Source organism: Flavobacterium aquariorum (assembly GCF_003254745.1).
GTDB classification, from domain to species: domain Bacteria; phylum Bacteroidota; class Bacteroidia; order Flavobacteriales; family Flavobacteriaceae; genus Flavobacterium; species Flavobacterium aquariorum.
In genome coordinates this window covers 107,211-124,434 of the sequence record NZ_QKXH01000008.1, presented here as the reverse complement: position 1 = coordinate 124,434, position 17,224 = coordinate 107,211, and the positions used below count along the sequence as shown (strand labels likewise).

Below are 17,224 nucleotides of genomic sequence, written 5' to 3'. Positions count from 1 at the left end.
ACTGTCAGAAATTGGTCTACGAGCGGATTATCAGAAAATAAATTTGGTATGTAGTATAGAAGGTTATGTTGTTTTTGTTCTATAATTTAGCTCAATTTGTTCGAAACGAGACTTATAAATTCTTTTCTGGTTTTGTCTTTTTCGAATGCGCCTGTAAAAGAAGAAGTTGTTGTTACCGAATTTTGTTTTTGAATTCCACGCATTTGCATGCACATGTGTTGTGCTTCGATAACAACGGCTACACCTAGCGGATTCAATGCTTCTTGTATGCAATTTTTGATTTGGTCGGTCAATCGCTCTTGCACTTGCATTCTTCTGGCAAAAGCATCGACAATTCTGGGGATTTTACTTAATCCAACAATCTTTCCGTTGGGGATGTAAGCAACATGTGCTTTGCCAAAAAAGGGTAGCATGTGGTGTTCGCACATTGAATATACTTCTATATCTTTGACTACAATCATTTGCTTGTGGTCTTCAGAAAACAATGCCGATTTTAATATTTTTAACGGATCTAATTCATAGCCGTGTGTTAAATATTGCATCGCTTTTGCTACTCTTTCGGGTGTTTTTTCGAGTCCTTCTCTTGTTACATCCTCGCCTAAATCACCAATAATTTTTTTGTAGTTTTGGGCTAGTAGTTCTGTTGTTTCGGTGTCGTATTGTTCGATTTTCTCGTAACTTCTCATTTCTTTTATCATTTTTTTTGCTTTTTTATTAAATTTTAAAACTTACGATTCCATAATCCATTTCAAAAACTTGTCCCGAAATGGATTTGGCATTTTCTGAGATTAGGTAATTCGCCATTTCGGCCACTTCATTGGGTTTTAAATAACTTTTCATTGGGTGGCGCTCCATCATGTTTTCTTTCATGCGATCGTTTCTAAGGATATTTGCCGAAAGCGAAGTTTCGGTAATGGTTGGAGCGATGGCATTTACACGAACCACCGAAGCCAATTCGGCACCAAGGGATTTTACCAATCCTTCGATTCCTGCTTTTGCGGTAGCGATACTGGCGTGAAAAGGCATTCCCAATTTAGCTGCAACAGTGCTGAATAATACAATCGAAGGATTGTTCCCTTTTTTAAGGGCAGGCAAATATTTTTGAATCGCTTTTACAGCACCAATTACATTGATTTCAAAATCATTTCTAAAATCGTCTAGATTCAAACTCAAAATGGGTTTTAGGGTAATTGAACCTGGACAATAAATGAGAACATCTACGGCTTCAATTTCGGGTAGATCATCTTCAATAATAGAAAGGGGATAATGTATTAAGTTGGGATGCGTTATGTCAGGAGCGGTCCGACTGATGTTGTACACTTTGTTATTTTCCAATTGCTGCAATAGGATCGCGCTTCCAATTCCTTTGCTTCCACCTATGATTACTATGTTTCGCATATTTTTTTTAAAATTATCTTTTTGATATTTTATTACCATTAATTTGCCTTTGTCTTGAACATTTGAAGCGGCCTTCAAGGAAGTTTCTTAATTTCTCGTGTTTTGTTTTTCGGCCTTGCACGCGTTCGCGCCACATTTTGAAACTGGAAGGCTTCATTTCGGTACGCATGAGGTTGATTACTTCTTGTTCTTTTAATCCAAATTGTATATGAATTGCATCAAAAGTGGTTCGGTCTTCCCAGGCCATTTCTATAATCCGGTCGATTTCTACTGGAGTTAAATTAGTTTTAGAGTTCATATAAATCGATATTATTGATGTTGTGAATTTTTAGTCACTATCTCCAACATCAGCCATAGTGTGTAGTTTTAAAATTCTATTGTTTTCTTCTTTTACAAGAGGATTTTTTTTCATGTTCCACAAAAAATCGCTCGCGTGTTTTCTAGTTCTTTCTATATTAATTATTGGTTTTGGATAATCAACTCCTAAATCAAAATTGCTAAATTTTTGGTCCAAAAAAGTCATTTTAGAAGGATTGTGAATAAATGGGATAGGCAGATTTTGTAGCTCAGGAACCCATTTTTTTATAAACTCTCCATTAGGATCGTGTTCTAAACTATTTTTTAAGGGATTGTAAATGCGTAGCATATTGATTCCGGTTTCTCCGGCTTGCATTTGCAATTGTGGAAAATGAATGCCAGGTTCAAAATCCAGAAACATTCGGGATAAATGTTGGGTTGCTTCCTGCCATGGTTGCCAAAGATTATGGGTAAAAAAAGAAACTACCATAGCTCGCATCCTAAAATTCAAATAGCCTGTTTCGTTCAGGCAACGCATACAAGCGTCTATTATTGGGAATCCTGTTTGTCCCGCTTGCCAAGCTTGTATATAAGAATCGTTTATTTTCTTTTTTAAAGTATGATATCCTTTGTTGACACTTTCAAATTCCATGATTTCTTCCATTTCAAATTTTTGTATGAAATGGGCCTGCCATGTTAATCTGGAGACAAAAGAGTCAATTTGTTTTTTGTCAGTACTGATGAATCGAAAATTGGCAGCTTTTTGTAAAACCTGTCTTGAGGATAAATTTCCCCAAGCAATATAAGGCGATAAACGGCTGCAGCTTTTTCTGGCTAATAAAGGTTTTGAAATATTGCGGTTGTAGTCCAAATACCGATTTGCAAAAAAGCTTTCTAAATATTTATTGGCCATAGTACTTCCTCCTTTTTGGAAATTATCATTTGGGATGGTTTCCAATGGAACAGTTTCGAAACTGTTTTCTAAAAATTGAATGTTGTCAAGGTCTAAGAAATTTTTCGGTGTCGCTTCGAAGGAAAATTGTTTGGAATTCATGTAATCTTCCCAAAGACTTATCCAATTTTTTCTGTTTTCTAATCCTCTAAAAATGCCATTATTGATATTTTCTTTCCATTGGATGACATTGTTTTTGCAAAAGCGTTTAAAGGACTTGTCTCTTTCGTAAGTGATTTTGATGCCGGTCTCCTGATGAGAAAATACAGTGTCTATTTTGTAAATTTCTTGTATCGAATTAATAACTGAAATCACTTCGCCAGAAACGCTTAGGATTTTTGTATTGAAAGGGACAAGTTGTTGGTTGATGTCCTGAATAGATTGCTTGATAAAGTTCCAATGTCTCTCGCTATAATGGCCATCATTTTGTAATGAATTTTCAAAAACATATAACAACAAAGTTGGTTTATTAGTCTGAATGGCATTGAAAAGAGCTTCGTTGTCTTGCAAACGAAGATCTCTTTTGAACCAGACGATATTGATATGATTTTTATTAGTATTCATTTTTCCTAATGGCTTTTATTTCTTCTGCATTTTTCACTGCAATATTTTACGTCATTCCAAACAGCTGCCCATTTTTTTCGCCAATTAAAGGGACGTTTGCACAACAAACATATTTTTGATGGCAACTGTGATTTTTTCAAATTGCTATTCGTATTTTTTATATTGATTCACCATAATATTGGCTTTCAAATCAAATAACAAATTGTAGAGTCCAAAAAAGGTCCGGTTCATATAGATAAAATGTTTGGATCCTCGATTACCATTCATTTTTTTTAAGTTGGTGTCTTTCGAAAATCGTTCTCCCAGTTGTGCAATATTTCCAAAGAATTCAGCATCCGAAAAATCAAATGTTTCTCCTTGAAACGGCTGAGTAAAAAGGGATAATAAATCATAAAACATTTGGGTGAAATAGACAATTTCTTCTGTAGAATCATCAGTTCTTAGAATTTCCAATTCAAAAAGTTTGGCATTGAATAATTTTGGATTGTCGAGTATTTTTGGATTAACCAATTCAAAATACGGAATGTAAAAAGCGTTCGGAATTTTTTTCATACAGCCAAAATCCAAAGCTACCAATTGATTGTCATCGTTAACCAAAAAATTACCGGGATGCGGGTCGGCATGTACTTTTCTCAAAATATGAATTTGATACATATAAAAATCCCATAATGCTTGTCCCAGTTGGTTGCCCAATGCTTGATTTTCGTTTTTGGCAGTAAATTCAGAAAGATGAATTCCTGTCATCCAATCCATAGTAATGATTTTCTCAGAAGAGAACTCGGGATAATATTCGGGGAAAACTAAATGCTCAATTTTTTTGCAAGCGGCAACCACTTCTTGACTTTGTTCAAGTTCCAATAGATAATTGGTTTCTTCAATCAATTTATCTTCGACTTCCTTGAAATATTTATCGGAGTCTTTTCCTTGCAGATTAAACATTCGGATCGCAATGGGTTTTACCAAGGCCAAATCCGAAGAAATACTGTTGGCAACGCCTGGGTATTGAATTTTTACTGCCAGTTTTTTACCGTTTTTCATGGCAATATGTACTTGACCAATACTAGCAGCATTAACCGAATTAGCATTGAATTCGTCAAAAATTTCATAGGGCGTTTTTCCTAAGTTGCTCTTAAAGGTTTTTAAAACCAATGGAGCCGAAAGTGGCGGCACCGAAAACTGCGACAACGAAAATTTCTCCACGTACGCTTGTGGTAAGAAACTTTTATCCATGCTCAGCATTTGAGCCACTTTGAGCGCGCTCCCTTTTAAACTTTTCAGGCCATCATAAATATCTTCGGCATTATTTTCGTTGAGTTTGTCACGAGTCAAATCAGAATTGACCATTTTTTCTCCATAATACTTCAAATAGTTCACACCTACTTTGGCGCCGGTTTGTACAAGTTTTGAAGCTCTTTCGATTTTGGAAGTTGGTATGTAGTCTATCGTTTTCATTATTTGTTGTTTATTTTTTCTTTGAAAATGAATTTTCCAAAATCAATCAAGCTCTCTATTGGTGTAACGTCTATTAATTCGAAGGAAACTTTTACGGATTTTTCGATGTAGATATCCGTTTTCTCAAACGAAGGTGATGCATCTTCCATCCAAAATTTCAAGGTTAACAGAAATTGAATCCAAAATGATTCGGCTAATACTTTTTCTTGATATTGCTGTAACTTTTCAATTTTAATTCTAAAATCATCAGTAATTATTTCGGAGATATAATCTTTGAATTTATTTCTAAACTCGGATAAGATCATTAGGTTTTTCAATTGATTTTGATGCTGCTTCAAAGTCATCACTACGTAACTTCTATTGGCGGTAATTAATTCGAAGAAAGTAAAGTAAAAACTTAAGAGTTTAGTTTTCATATCGTAACTTTCGTAATTATCATCTTTCTGTAATAGTTCGATTGTTTTGTCAAAAAAGATGTTGAATATTTCTTTTTCGATACTTTCCAGCGTACCGAAAAAAGTATAAAATTCGGATTCTGTGAAACCATTCACTTTGGAAAAATGAAATACGGACTTCGGTTTTTCATTATGTTCCAAAGTATAGTTCATATACATTGACACAATAAGGTCTTTGGATAATGTTATTTTTTTAGTTGCCATGTTTTTAAGTTTTATTTGTGTATAAAGGTAATAATGTTTAACTTATTATTAATAATGCTAAACAAAACATTAACTTATATTTGTATAGTTTTAATTGATTGCCCCTAAATTATAAAGTAATGAAGCAAAATGTTTTAATAACGGGAGGTACCGGATTTATTGGTAAGAAATTAACCAAAATATTGTTGGAAAGAGGCTATTCTGTTTCAATACTTACCCGAAATAGTAAACCAAATACAGAGGGAGTAACTTATTATATTTGGGATGTATCTAGTCAGAATATTGAGGAGGCTGCAGTACTCAAGGCAGATTATATCATTCATTTGGCAGGAGAGAATATCGCCGAGCAAAAATGGACTGCCAAGAGAAAAGCTGAAATCAGAGAGAGTAGAACACAATCGGCCCAATTGATTTATAACGTTTTGAAAAAGCACAATAAAAGGATTGAAGCCTTTGTTTCGGCTTCAGGAATAGGTTTTTATGGCGCGATTAATGGAGAAGGCATATGTACCGAAAACACTTTGCCTGCCAATGACTTTATTGGAACGACTTGTCAAGAATGGGAAAAATCAGCTGATTTGATGGCAGGTTTAGGTATTCGAACCGTAAAAATTCGAACCGGCTTAGTTTTGGGTAAAGATGAAGGCATATTAAAAAAACTTACTCCAATTTTTAAACGGGGCTTGGGTAGTGCTTTGGGATCCGGGAAACAATATATGCCCTGGATTCATATACAGGATTTATGCATGATGTATATTGAAGCTATTGAAAACGAAAAAATGACAGGGGCTTACAACGCTACTATCAATGACAGCACTACCAACTTAACTTTTTCTAAAGAATTGGCAAATTCTTTTGGCTATTCGATTTGGTTACCAAATGTTCCGGCCTTTTTAATTCGATTGGCAATGGGGGAAATGGCTTCAATTGTTTTGTCAGGAAGAAGAGTATCTTCGGATAAAGTAAAAAGTTTAGGGTTTCGATTTCAATTTAAAAATCTTACAAAGGCATTGAAAGACTGTTTGAAATAGATTTTTAGGAATGTATCTTTTTGAAAGCCAATCACTAAATAACTGCTCACTTAGTTTAGAACACAATCGATTTGAGTATTCACATTTTTGGAAATTTTAGCAATGACCATGCTCGGAATTTGGATGTTAAAGTCGTCTGTGTTTAATGTGAAATAAGAGGTTATATGAATGCCATTAACCACTTTTTTTATCTTGGCATTTACAGAAATCATTCTGGATTGTCCGTGGATTGTTAATTTTCCTTTTATTATAAAATCTTTCTCTACATCAGTTACAATTTTTAAGTCAAATTTTTCGATAAGTCCTTTAAAAGTTGCTTTGGGATAACGATCACTTTCCATGTAATTACTATTAAAATGCTCTCTCATTAAATCTCTTTTGAATTGGAAATTTTTTATGACAGCAGTAAAGCTTATTTGACTTTTCTCAGGAATTAAAATACAATTCACTATATCGTTTTTGGCCTCAACTGCTTCAAATAAAGGCACAGATGCTTCAAAATAAATGCTGCATTTTGAAGTGCTTAATTTTTTTTGGGCAAATATGGGATGTAAGACAAAAAACAAAGCTAATAGAGTAATTTTTTTCATAATTCTTTCTATTAAAGGTGTATTTTAAAGTTACGCTTTTTTTTGTGACAATACTCTTAAAATTACGCCAAAAAAGGAGCCAATATCAAAAGAATCGATTTTTTGATATTGGCTCCTTTAAGTAGTTTTTCAGTAGGTATTAGGATCTTTGAGAAGAAAATTAATCCAAATTGATTTGAATATTGTATTTTTTTAGTCCCTCTAATGTTTCTTTTGAGGTATAATTGAATACTTCTTCGTGTAAGTCACGTTCTTTTTTTAGTGCGATTTGTTTCAATGAGTTGCAAAAACGTTTTACATCTTCAAAATTCGACAGTATTAAACCTGGAACTGCCACACTATTGCCTTCATTATCTTTGGCAACCATAGTGAAATAGGAAGAATTGCAATGTTTTTTATAACCAGTCTGAATATTCTCGGCTTCTACCCGAATTCCCACAATCATTGAACTTTTTCCCACATAATTAACAGAGGCTTTCATCGTTACGAGTTCTCCCACTTCGATAGGTTTCAAGAAATTGACAGTATCTACCGAGGCTGTAACACAATAATTTCCGGAAAATTTTGATCCACAGGCAAAGGCTATTTGATCCAGAAGGGATAATATATAACCACCGTGAATTTTTCCGCTAAAATTGGTATGTGAGGGCAACATTAATACCGAAATGCTGACATGGGATGAAGCAACTGTTTTGTATATTTTCTCCATAGGTTTAGTTTTGGTTAAAAGGGGATTTTTCTTTTTGTATTGTTTTTATAAAATATCTGGTTTCTCCCCACCAGAAAAAGGTTCTGTATTTTTCTATATAAGTAAGTTTGACATATTGCCCCTGTAAAGTCTTCATTTGTTCAATCACTTCTTTGTCACTATCCAAAACTGAAAACTTGAAAATTTGGGCTCCAGAAATTCCCTGGCTCAATTCGCCTTCCCATGTTTTTATGACAATGCCTTTATGGCTCAATCGAATTAATTCACCAGATCGAATTCCTTCGCTAACAGGAACGTAATAGATGAACGCAAAATAGCTTAGAAAACCAACCGTAATTACGATTGTAATAAAGGCAAGGACTTTTTTCATTTTGTCTTAATTTAAAAGTGAATTTTCATCGGCTTCAGCTCTTTTCAAAATATTGTCCGGAAGAGCTTTTTTAGCTTTAGCTCCCATTTTTTTTAGCTTTTCAACGCTGGTGATGAGGTTTCCTTTTCCATCCACCAATTTGTTCATGGCACCTTGGTATTCTACTTTGCTTTCGTCTATTTTTTTTCCAATTTTTATTAAATCGGCAACAAAACCTTCAAATTTATCATACAATGCACCAGCTTGTCTCGCAATTTCAAAAGCATTTTCTTGCTGTTTTTGGTTGGCCCACATACTGTCAATGGTGCGTAAAGTAGCCAACAAAGTAGATGGTGTAACAATTACGATGTTTTTTTCGAATGCTTTGTTGTATAAGGTTGTGTCTTCGTTAAGGGCTATAGCAAATGCAGGTTCCATAGGAATAAATAACAAAACAAAATCTGGGCTTTCTATTTGATACAGATCCTGATAATTTTTATTTCCTAATTGTTCTACGTGAAGTTTTATCGAATTGACATGTTCTTTTAAATAACGGGTTTTTGTTGCTTCGTCATCATCTTCGTTGATATATTTTTCATAGGCAGTCAACGAAACTTTAGAATCGACAACCATCTTTTTTCCGTCGGGCAAATTGATGACAACGTCTGGAAATACACGATTTCCATCTTCGGTGATATGGCTTTGTTGTACTTCGTATTCGCGTCCTTTTTCCAATCCCGATTTTTCAAGTACACGTTCCAGTACTAGTTCGCCCCAGTTTCCTTGCATTTTGCTGTCACCTTTCAAGGCTTTGGTCAAGTTGATGGTTTCCTTGCTCATTTGAATATTCATTTCACGTAAACCCAATATTTGTTGGCGTAAAGCGGCATGATAATCAATGCTTTCTTTATGCGTGTCTTCGACTTTCTTTTCGAAAAGCTGAATTTTATCTTGCAGCGGAGACAAGATATTTTTCATATTTTCCTTGTTTTGCTCGGTAAACTTATTTGATTTTTCTTCCAATATTTTATTGGCAAGATTCTCAAATTCTTTAGTGAATTTTTCCTGAAGTTTCTCGACTTCCTCTTTTTGTTCCTTGTTGCGTTGCCAAAGATTTTCAAAATCAACTTCTTTTTTGGAAAGTTGGATGGCCAGACTGTCTTTCTCGTTTCGAATGTTTTCTTTTTCGGAATTTGATAATTCCAGTTGTTTTTCAAAAGCGGTTTTATCTAATAGAAATTGTTCTTTTTGCTGGTTGAATTGTGAATTCAGTGCGATTAATTTCTCTTCTAGACTTACTTTTTCCGACTGGAATCGTGCCGAAAAAATGAGTTTACCAATAAAGATACCGATTGCAAGGGCAATAATAAAAACCAATAATAAAGGAAGAGTTGTTAACATAGAATTTCATTTTAAAAAAGTAAAAGTACGCATTAATACGTAGTACTTAATTTTAAAAAATGAAATTTCACGAATTATTCTAAATCTAATGCTAAACGAACAATTTTATTTTTTTTAAATCGAAACGCAACCTTTTTATTGGAAAGTCATCTTTACTATATAACCAATTAAAATATAATATGAAGAATTTAATTTCAATCTTGTTTGTCGCCTTAAGCTTTTATTCGTGTAATGATCTATCCGATGATAATGCACAAAATTGCGGCAGTATTACCAATGTAGTTTATGAGAGTTTTAGTTATTGCGGGGTTTTGAAAGAAAACCCAAAACAATATTCTTTTGTGATTTTAAACTCAAACGAAGAGGTGCAAAAAATATTTACAACTTGTCAAACTGTCGATGTTGCGCTACCAGATTTTACTCAGAAAAGGATATTAGGAATTTATGCTGGCCCAAAACCAACAAGCGGATATGCTATAAAAATTCAAGCGGTGGTTGAAGATGATTGCCAAATAGTTGTTGAGTATTTTGAAAAAGAACCAACAAAGGATGAGGTTGTAACTACTGCTATAACTTACCCGGCAGATTATGTGATACTTCCAAAATCTAACAAACCTATTTTATTTAAGAAAGCAAATCAAATTAATGATTATGTAGTTATGGGAACTTATTTTGGTAACTGTACTGGGAATGATTGTCAACAATTTTTTAGAATGGAAAATGCGAAAGTTCTTCATTATCTAAAAGTAGGTTATGGTTCATATGATTTTAATCATTATAGTTATAAAGCGTTAGGTTTTAAAGATGATTTTGCAGCTTTTCTTTTGAAAATCCCAACTGAAATTAAAGATTTGAAAGGGAAAACAAAAACATTTGGTTCACCTGATTCCCACGATCAAGGTGGTGTTTATTTTGAATGGAGTCAAGCTGGTACTGTGACTAAAATATATTTAGATACCGATAATTCAACAGACCAAACGCAAAATATTATTCTCTTTAAGAAAGTTATTCAAGATAAAATAGCGGAATTAAAAACTAAATCATAAAAAAAATCCACTAAACGTAAATGATGATTTTCGGATAATGAATCGGAATTGAAGATGAAAACCAGTATCAATATTTAATACTTGCAAAATGGGAAAATTAATTTTTATAATTTTTATTGGACTTACTTTTTGTTCGTGTGCCAATGATGATGCTGGTTTTGATTCAAATTCCAAAAAGAAAATAGTGGAGAGTTGGGCATGGAAAATTTTTATTTTTACAGATGAAGGAGAATTTACGCCTGTTGAGACAGCCAAAAATAAAATTGATAATACTACAAAAGTAAGCCCTATTTTTGTAGAAGATGTTTTGGAAATTTACAGTAATGAAGATTTGTTTTTGAATAATCAAAAAGAATCGTTCAATGATCCCATTGCTTTTACCAATTTTAATTTAACTAAAAGAAAAAACTAACGAGTTAAAACTTATTTCTTGAAAGAAAACATAGAACTATATATAAAAAAATGTGTCGAAAACGACCGGGAAGCACAACTGAAAATTTATCAGTTGTTTTCTCCTGTTTTATATGGGCTATGTCTTAAATACATGCGAAATGAAGATGATGCCAAAGATGTTTTTCAGGAGGCTTTTGTAATTGCTTTTCAAAAAATGGGGCAATACAAATTTGAAGGAAGTTTTGAAGGTTGGATCAAAAGAATCTTTATCAATAAATTACTGGAAACACTAAAGAAAAAGAAAAAGGATGTACTCTTCCTGGATGTTTTTGATACCGATATAATTGAGGACGAAGAATTAGAATTGGCTTCAATTGAGCAAGAAAAATTATTAGAATACATTCAAGAATTACCAGACCAGTACCGAATGGTTTTCAACTTGTTTGTTTTCGAAAAAATGAAGCACAAAGAGATTGCAAAGTTGCTTGAGATTTCAGAAGGCACATCGAAATCGAATCTGAATAGAGCCAAGAGTATTTTGAAAAAAAGAATTTTGGCCGTATTAAATTGTAAAACAGCATAACAAAATACCATAAAAGTAAATAAGCAAGGCATGAAAAATAAAGAAGCAAAATCTATTTTTTCTTCATTGGAAAACTTCTCCAGTATACCGCCTCCCGAATTGTGGGAAAAAATTGAAGCGCAACTAGATGAACCTAAAAAGAAGAATCGTGCCATTATTTGGTGGTCGATTGCCGCCAGTTTAGTAGTTGGACTTTCAGTTCCAACTATTTTGTATTTTAATGCCAATCAAGGAAATGGTCTTGAAATAAATGTGGAAAATAATGTGAATAAAGTTGTTTTGCAAAAGGACTCGAATTTGAAAAGCAAGAGTACTCATGATGGGAATAAGAATAAAAATGAGAATAGTAATCTCAATCGCAATGATAGAGGAATTAAAAATGATGATTTAAATAACAATCAAGTTGTCACAACGACAGTTTCAGGTGTTTTTTCCAAAACAAAAGATTCTGCAAAATTTAATAATTTGAGTCAGTGGAGAAAGAAAGGAAAGATCCAAATTGTTAAGAATGAATCACAATCGAATGTGATAGTTTCAAATCAAAATGCGACTCCTGTTATTCTTCAATCTGAAATTCCAATTGCCAAATCAGCTCAAGTTGGTAATTCAAATTCAAACAAAAATGGAATAGTAAGAAATCAAGGCAATAGTATTTCAGAAGAAAATAAGAACAAGACAATTGCAGAAAATACCATTTCAAAATCAGAGATAGTAATTGATAAATCGGTTCAAGTAAAACAAACAAATGCCAATAACAAATCTATTGTAAGTAATCAAAATAATGAAATTTTGGGATTGAACAACGATAAAGGACTTACAGAAAAAACAAGTTCAAAAGATACTTTAAACAAAATAAAATTAGAAGTTGAGCAATTAGAGCAGGCTTTAGTGGAACTAGATAAAGGCAAATCAAAGAAAAAAAAGGTTTCAGAAAGCATAGATAAATGGTCGCTTCAAGTTTTTGCGGGTGTTATGAGTTCTCAAAATTATAGTAATGAAAAAGCGCTCGGAAATACTGTGGCTTCAAAACAGTCTAATGGTTATGGTGTGAAGACGAATTATAAACTGAACAAAAAATGGGGTGTAAGTTCCGGTTTCAAAATTAACGAACTAGGGCAAAAGATAGCTGGGGTTTCTTATTATGATAAGCAAAACTTATATGGGGCTGTTTCCGGTTCACTTCCACTTACCAATGATAATTATGTGCCTAATTCATCAACCAATTATCAATTTGTTTCCATTTCAAAAAATGAAGAATATTTATTTTCTTCCAATTCAAAAAATGAAAGTGGTCTTGAAAAAGGAGATGTAACACAAAACTTGAAGTATTTCGAAATGCCATTGGAGGTTTCGTATGCTATTTTGAGTAAAAAGAAAACCAATATTAGCATGAACACGGGCGGTTTTGTCGGGAAGTTAATTTCTAATGATATTGCTTTGAATGGAAATTCAATAGGGGAAAACAAAAATGTAAATGAATTTGTTTACGGAACTTTATTGAGTAGTACTCTGCAGTATGAACTCTTTAAAAAGACTAAATTTTTCATTGAACCTGGAATGAATTATTACATCAATCCGTTAGAAAATCAATCATTCAATCAATTTCAATGGATGTTTAATGTGGGGTTAAATGTTACATTTTAATTGGAAAAATTAATTCTTTGGCACTATTTTTTAATATGATTAATATAAAATGCTGGATGCTCCGTAGAGAATCTAGCATTTTGTATTTTTAAATTAATTTTAAAACGAATAAATTTTACTCATCCAATTTTTGGTTTCCTCTGTCTATATGATTGTCTGGATTTGAGTTTGGATAGCGATTGGGGGTTATGTCAGAATTTCGATCTCTATTTTCTAGTGTTTTTTCCGTGTCTTTTTCCGTTAAAACTCCACGGTTCAAACCTTCTTTTTCTAGTTGATCTTTATCGATTTCTTCTGGAAGATCTGGAGTGGTTCCTTCAATATTACGAGCTCTTTGGACTATTTTTTCATTTCCATGACTATCAATTTCTATTTCTTCCTTAAGTTTTGATATTTCTGGATTCAAGTTTTTACTGATGGACTCGGTGTCAGAATTTTGTTTGTTATTGGTTTTTTTAGAACCTAGATTATTATTTTCCATATCGCTAAATTTTATGTTAATACTATAAATTACTATAATGATACGCTTTTTATCTGCAGCAATTCAATCAATTAACATAGCATTGGGTTTGAAGAGTGAAATGTGCAGTGGTCTTTTTTTAAACTGAAAAAACAAATCTATCTTTGTACTCACAAAACAAGTCTAGAATGTCCCACCATCATTTCGTCCTTCACAAACCCTATGGTTATTTAAGTCAATTTATTTATGAATTGAAGCGCAAGAAAAAACTCTTGGGTGAGTTATATAATTTTCCAATTGGAACAATGGCTATTGGTAGGCTTGATGAAGATTCTGAAGGTTTACTTTTACTGACGACTGATGGGAAAATGAGTGAAATTATTCGGAGCAAAAAAGTCGATAAACAATACTATGTTCAAGTTGATGGTATCATCACTCCCGAAGCCATTGAACAATTGAAAAGTGGTGTCGAAATTGGTTTTAATGGCACAAAGTACATCACTAAACCCTGTGAATCATTTATTGTAAATGAAATTCCTAATTTTGGAGCAAGAGGGAAAAAGATTCGGGATGAACGCCATGGTCCTACTTCTTGGGCTTCTATAACTGTGAATGAAGGGAAGTTTAGACAAGTGCGGAAAATGACCGCAGCTGTTGGTTTTCCAACTTTAAGATTGGTAAGAGTCCGAATAGGAAACGTACTTTTGAATGACTTGCAAGCCGGTGAGGTTTTGGAGGTTTCCAATTTCCAATTAAACGATTAAAAAATTACCAATTAAAGAAATATATATGCTAAACATTGTTCTTGTAGAACCTGAAATACCTAACAATACCGGAAATATTGGTCGTTTGTGCGTAGGTACCGAAAGCCGTTTGCACTTAATTCATCCTTTTGGATTCGTAATCAATGATAAAAACCTAAAGCGTTCCGGGCTTGATTATTGGGTACACCTTGATGTAACCGAATACCAAAATGTAGCTGAATGGATGTCTCAAATTCCAGACTTATCCAGAGTTTTTCTGATGAGTTCACATGCTGAAAAGTCCTATTTGGAAAATCAATTCCATGATGGTGACTGGTTAGTTTTTGGAAAGGAAAGCGTTGGTTTGAACGCAGAAGTTTTAGCTTTGTTCGAAAACCATCTGACTATTCCCATGTCTCCATTAATTAGAAGTTTTAATATTGCTAATTCAGTTGCTTTTGTGGTGGGTGAAGCAAAGAGACAGATTACCGGGCGATGAAATTAATATAAGATTTTATAATTCTATTTACCGTGCTTTCCAATGACGGTTTTACATCTTTGAAATCTTCCTTGAGTTTACCGTCGGAAGTAAAAAAATCCGCTACCGTAGTCTTCATAAGAACCCTATCCGTATAAATTTCTTTTACAGTAAATGTAAGGGTATATTTTTGATTTTCTCCAAACACAATTTTAAGACTGTATTTGATGTCAAAATTGTATTTTACGGCTAAATTCCAGTAGTAATAAGCATTTTCATAGCGAGCTTCGATGGTTAAGGAATTTTTAGAAACATCAAAAACATCAGAACCTTTTTCATTGTAATACCGTGCCCATTCTTTGGATTGCTCTATTAAATTAGTAATGGGTTGATTGGGCATATCTATTTCCAAAGGGGCAAATCCTTTGGGGGTCATTTCCAACTTTGTCTGTGCCGAGCTTGCGACAATCCAAAAAAACAAGGTTATTTTAAGAAAGTGTTTCATCTCTAGGTTTTTACGACTCTTACAAAGATAAACAACAATGGTAGGTTTTTGAAAGTAAATTTTCCTTTTTCCCTTTTGAAAAAAGATTTTCATTTCTAAATATAATATCAAAAACTATTTTATCATTCCTAATGAAGCTATTAATCATCAGTTTTAATATTGCTAATTCAGTTGAGATAGACAAAGAACACATAGGATTATGTATTTAGGGTGAGGAGTTTAAAATCTATTGGCTATATGGAAATCTGTTTTTTTAAAGGAAATTTCATATATTTGAGATAGACAATGTTAGGTCTTAAATCTCTTTTTATGATAGATAACGTTTCCTTACGAAGTACTATTTTTAGACATCTCGACGGTTTAGTAACTGCTCCGGTAGCTTTTTGTTTGTATAAAAAAGGAGTCTTAGCTTATATTTTAGAGAGAAAAGAAATATGTCTCTCTGAACTTTCCGCAAAGTTTAAAACCAATGAGGGCTACCTAAATGTTGCTTTACGGGTTTTGGCATCACAAGGTTTTCTTGATTATTACGTAAACAACAAAACAGATTTGATTGCTTTTCGTATTAATGAAAAAAGTGAGATTGCTTTTTCTCTGTTTCCATTGTACAAAGATGTTGTAGATTTATTGCAATATTCAATGGATTTTCATCCCAGATTATTTGAAGAAGCTCCTTTTGAACGCTTAAAATCTATTTTCGATAAGTATAAAGATAATTATGGAATTTCGTTCTCTTCGGATTCTTTAACCAATACCATTCAACATCAAATTTTAAAGCATATTGAAGGCTTTTTGGTTGGCCCAACCGTAGTGCATCTTGGTATGAGTGGTATGTTTCATAAATATTTTATGGAAATATCTTTCCGACCTGAAGAGTTTCATAAATCACCCGAAAATTTCAAAATAATCCTTGACTTTTTGGTTGATTTGGAATGGTTCACCCAAAAAAAAGGTAATTATCAGTTTACCGAAACAGGTTTATTTTTCGCCAAAAGGGCTTCTGCCTATGGTGTGACAGTTTCGTATTTGCCTACTTTTAGTAAAATGGATGAATTGATTTTTGGTGATCCTTCTGTTTTAAGAATCGTTGGAGATGGGGATGATGAAATTCACGTCGATCGAGAAATGAATGTGTGGGGAAGCGGTGGTGCGCACGATACTTATTTTAAGGTAGTTGACGAAATTATCATCAAATTATTCAATTTGCCAATTGCTAAACAACCAAAAGGAATACTGGATATGGGCTGTGGAAATGGTGCTTTTCTGGAACATATTTTTGATGTGATTGAACGTCAAACTTTGAGAGGAAAAATGCTGGACACACATCCCTTATTTTTAGTGGGTGCCGATTATAACCAGGCTGCCCTCAAAGTAACGCGAGCCAATTTGATCAAAGCCGATATTTGGGCCAAAGTCATTTGGGGAGATATTGGTCGGCCGGATTTGTTGGCAGAAGATTTACGAGAGAATTATAATATCGATTTAAAAGATTTGTTGAACGTTAGAACTTTTCTGGATCACAATCGAATTTGGGAAATGCCAAAACAAATTACAAAAGGAAGAATAAGTACTTCGACTGGTGCATTTGCGCATAGAGGTATTAGAATCAGTAATAATTTAGTGGAAGATAATTTGTTCGAACACTTCAAAAAATGGTCGCCTTATGTTCATAAATTTGGATTGCTCATTATCGAATTGCATACTGTTTCACCTCATTTAACAGCTGCAAATTTGGGAAAAACAGCTGCGACGGCCTATGATGCCACACACGGTTTTTCGGATCAATTTATAGTTGAGATTGATGTTCTGCATAAAGTTGCCGCCGAAGCAGGATTATTTCCAGACCCCAATTATTTTAAAAAATTCCCAGATTCAGAAATTGCAACGGTAAGTATTAATTTATTGAAAGGAATTTAAAAAAAGTTTGCAGATTTCAGTTTACAGATTTCAGTCTTGTGCAGTAAACCCAA

General features: G+C 33.4%; 21 protein-coding genes. 8 read left to right on the top strand and 13 right to left on the bottom strand.

Annotated elements, in window-relative coordinates:
• Nucleotides 1-86: 86 nt before the first annotated feature.
• From folE to DOS84_RS13345, 7 genes are read right to left on the bottom strand one after another with little or no spacing between them, the layout of a single operon-like run.
• Complete coding sequence (folE, locus tag DOS84_RS13375; protein WP_243636376.1) at nt 87-698, bottom strand: GTP cyclohydrolase I FolE; 612 nt, start codon at nt 696-698, stop codon at nt 87-89.
• Between the two features lie 16 nt (nt 699-714).
• Nucleotides 715-1,398: an SDR family NAD(P)-dependent oxidoreductase gene (locus tag DOS84_RS13370; RefSeq protein ID WP_111410762.1), complete on the bottom strand. Its 684-nt coding sequence runs from the start codon at nt 1,396-1,398 to the stop codon at nt 715-717.
• A gap of 13 nt (nt 1,399-1,411) precedes the next feature.
• Nucleotides 1,412-1,696, bottom strand: coding sequence for a TIGR03643 family protein (locus DOS84_RS13365; protein WP_111410625.1), 285 nt, complete (start codon nt 1,694-1,696; stop codon nt 1,412-1,414).
• Between the two features lie 30 nt (nt 1,697-1,726).
• Nucleotides 1,727-3,211 (bottom strand): cryptochrome/deoxyribodipyrimidine photo-lyase family protein, encoded by a 1,485-nt coding sequence (locus DOS84_RS13360; RefSeq protein ID WP_111410624.1) that lies wholly within the window; start codon nt 3,209-3,211, stop codon nt 1,727-1,729.
• Between the two features lie 5 nt (nt 3,212-3,216).
• Nucleotides 3,217-3,351, bottom strand: coding sequence for a DUF2256 domain-containing protein (locus DOS84_RS13355; RefSeq protein ID WP_111410623.1), 135 nt, complete (start codon nt 3,349-3,351; stop codon nt 3,217-3,219).
• Between the two features lie 4 nt (nt 3,352-3,355).
• Nucleotides 3,356-4,663 (bottom strand): ABC1 kinase family protein, encoded by a 1,308-nt coding sequence (locus DOS84_RS13350; protein ID WP_111410622.1) that lies wholly within the window; start codon nt 4,661-4,663, stop codon nt 3,356-3,358.
• A complete protein-coding gene (locus tag DOS84_RS13345) occupies nt 4,663-5,322 on the bottom strand; it encodes a TetR family transcriptional regulator C-terminal domain-containing protein (protein WP_111410621.1) in 660 nt (219 codons plus the stop codon). The genes DOS84_RS13350 and DOS84_RS13345 overlap by 1 nt, the downstream gene beginning before the upstream one ends.
• A gap of 119 nt (nt 5,323-5,441) precedes the next feature.
• Between DOS84_RS13345 and DOS84_RS13340 the strand changes: the two genes are divergently transcribed.
• The gene (locus DOS84_RS13340; protein ID WP_111410620.1) at nt 5,442-6,353 is read left to right on the top strand and encodes a TIGR01777 family oxidoreductase; all 912 of its coding nucleotides are present in this window, start codon (nt 5,442-5,444) and stop codon (nt 6,351-6,353) included.
• A 50-nt stretch (nt 6,354-6,403) separates the two neighbouring features.
• Here the strand turns inward: DOS84_RS13340 and DOS84_RS13335 are convergent, their stop codons facing one another.
• The 4 genes from DOS84_RS13335 to DOS84_RS13320 form a co-directional block, all read right to left on the bottom strand.
• Nucleotides 6,404-6,943, bottom strand: coding sequence for a YceI family protein (locus DOS84_RS13335; RefSeq protein WP_111410619.1), 540 nt, complete (start codon nt 6,941-6,943; stop codon nt 6,404-6,406).
• Nucleotides 6,944-7,103: 160 nt separating this feature from the next.
• Nucleotides 7,104-7,652, bottom strand: coding sequence for an acyl-CoA thioesterase (locus DOS84_RS13330; protein ID WP_111410618.1), 549 nt, complete (start codon nt 7,650-7,652; stop codon nt 7,104-7,106).
• A gap of 4 nt (nt 7,653-7,656) precedes the next feature.
• Complete coding sequence (locus DOS84_RS13325) at nt 7,657-8,022, bottom strand: 6-phosphogluconate dehydrogenase (RefSeq protein ID WP_111410617.1); 366 nt, start codon at nt 8,020-8,022, stop codon at nt 7,657-7,659.
• A 6-nt stretch (nt 8,023-8,028) separates the two neighbouring features.
• Complete coding sequence (locus DOS84_RS13320) at nt 8,029-9,402, bottom strand: DNA recombination protein RmuC (protein WP_111410616.1); 1,374 nt, start codon at nt 9,400-9,402, stop codon at nt 8,029-8,031.
• A gap of 179 nt (nt 9,403-9,581) precedes the next feature.
• Here DOS84_RS13320 and DOS84_RS13315 point away from each other — a divergent pair, with 179 nt between their 5' ends.
• From DOS84_RS13315 to DOS84_RS13300, 4 genes are all read left to right on the top strand, one after another.
• Nucleotides 9,582-10,448 (top strand): protease complex subunit PrcB family protein, encoded by an 867-nt coding sequence (locus DOS84_RS13315; protein WP_111410615.1) that lies wholly within the window; start codon nt 9,582-9,584, stop codon nt 10,446-10,448.
• An 88-nt stretch (nt 10,449-10,536) separates the two neighbouring features.
• On the top strand, nt 10,537-10,860 hold the full coding sequence (locus DOS84_RS13310) for a hypothetical protein (RefSeq protein ID WP_111410614.1): 324 nt from the start codon (nt 10,537-10,539) through the stop codon (nt 10,858-10,860).
• Nucleotides 10,861-10,878: 18 nt separating this feature from the next.
• Nucleotides 10,879-11,424 (top strand): RNA polymerase sigma factor, encoded by a 546-nt coding sequence (locus DOS84_RS13305; protein WP_111410613.1) that lies wholly within the window; start codon nt 10,879-10,881, stop codon nt 11,422-11,424.
• A gap of 30 nt (nt 11,425-11,454) precedes the next feature.
• On the top strand, nt 11,455-13,068 hold the full coding sequence (locus DOS84_RS13300) for a hypothetical protein (protein ID WP_111410612.1): 1,614 nt from the start codon (nt 11,455-11,457) through the stop codon (nt 13,066-13,068).
• Nucleotides 13,069-13,183: 115 nt separating this feature from the next.
• Here the strand turns inward: DOS84_RS13300 and DOS84_RS13295 are convergent, their stop codons facing one another.
• Nucleotides 13,184-13,549, bottom strand: a complete 366-nt coding sequence (locus DOS84_RS13295; RefSeq protein ID WP_111410611.1) for a hypothetical protein — start codon at nt 13,547-13,549, stop codon at nt 13,184-13,186.
• Nucleotides 13,550-13,716: 167 nt separating this feature from the next.
• On the opposite strand from DOS84_RS13295, the gene DOS84_RS13290 reads away from it, so the two are divergent.
• Entirely contained in the window at nt 13,717-14,292 is a 576-nt protein-coding gene (locus DOS84_RS13290; protein WP_111410610.1) for a pseudouridine synthase, read from the top strand.
• A gap of 25 nt (nt 14,293-14,317) precedes the next feature.
• On the top strand, nt 14,318-14,770 hold the full coding sequence (locus DOS84_RS13285) for a tRNA (cytidine(34)-2'-O)-methyltransferase (protein WP_111410609.1): 453 nt from the start codon (nt 14,318-14,320) through the stop codon (nt 14,768-14,770).
• On the opposite strand, the gene DOS84_RS13280 is transcribed toward DOS84_RS13285, so the two are convergent.
• Nucleotides 14,757-15,254: a hypothetical protein gene (locus tag DOS84_RS13280; RefSeq protein WP_124020647.1), complete on the bottom strand. Its 498-nt coding sequence runs from the start codon at nt 15,252-15,254 to the stop codon at nt 14,757-14,759. The genes DOS84_RS13285 and DOS84_RS13280 overlap by 14 nt on opposite strands.
• Nucleotides 15,255-15,563: 309 nt before the next feature.
• Here DOS84_RS13280 and DOS84_RS13275 point away from each other — a divergent pair, with 309 nt between their 5' ends.
• Nucleotides 15,564-17,171: a class I SAM-dependent methyltransferase gene (locus DOS84_RS13275; protein WP_111410607.1), complete on the top strand. Its 1,608-nt coding sequence runs from the start codon at nt 15,564-15,566 to the stop codon at nt 17,169-17,171.
• Nucleotides 17,172-17,224: the final 53 nt, after the last annotated feature.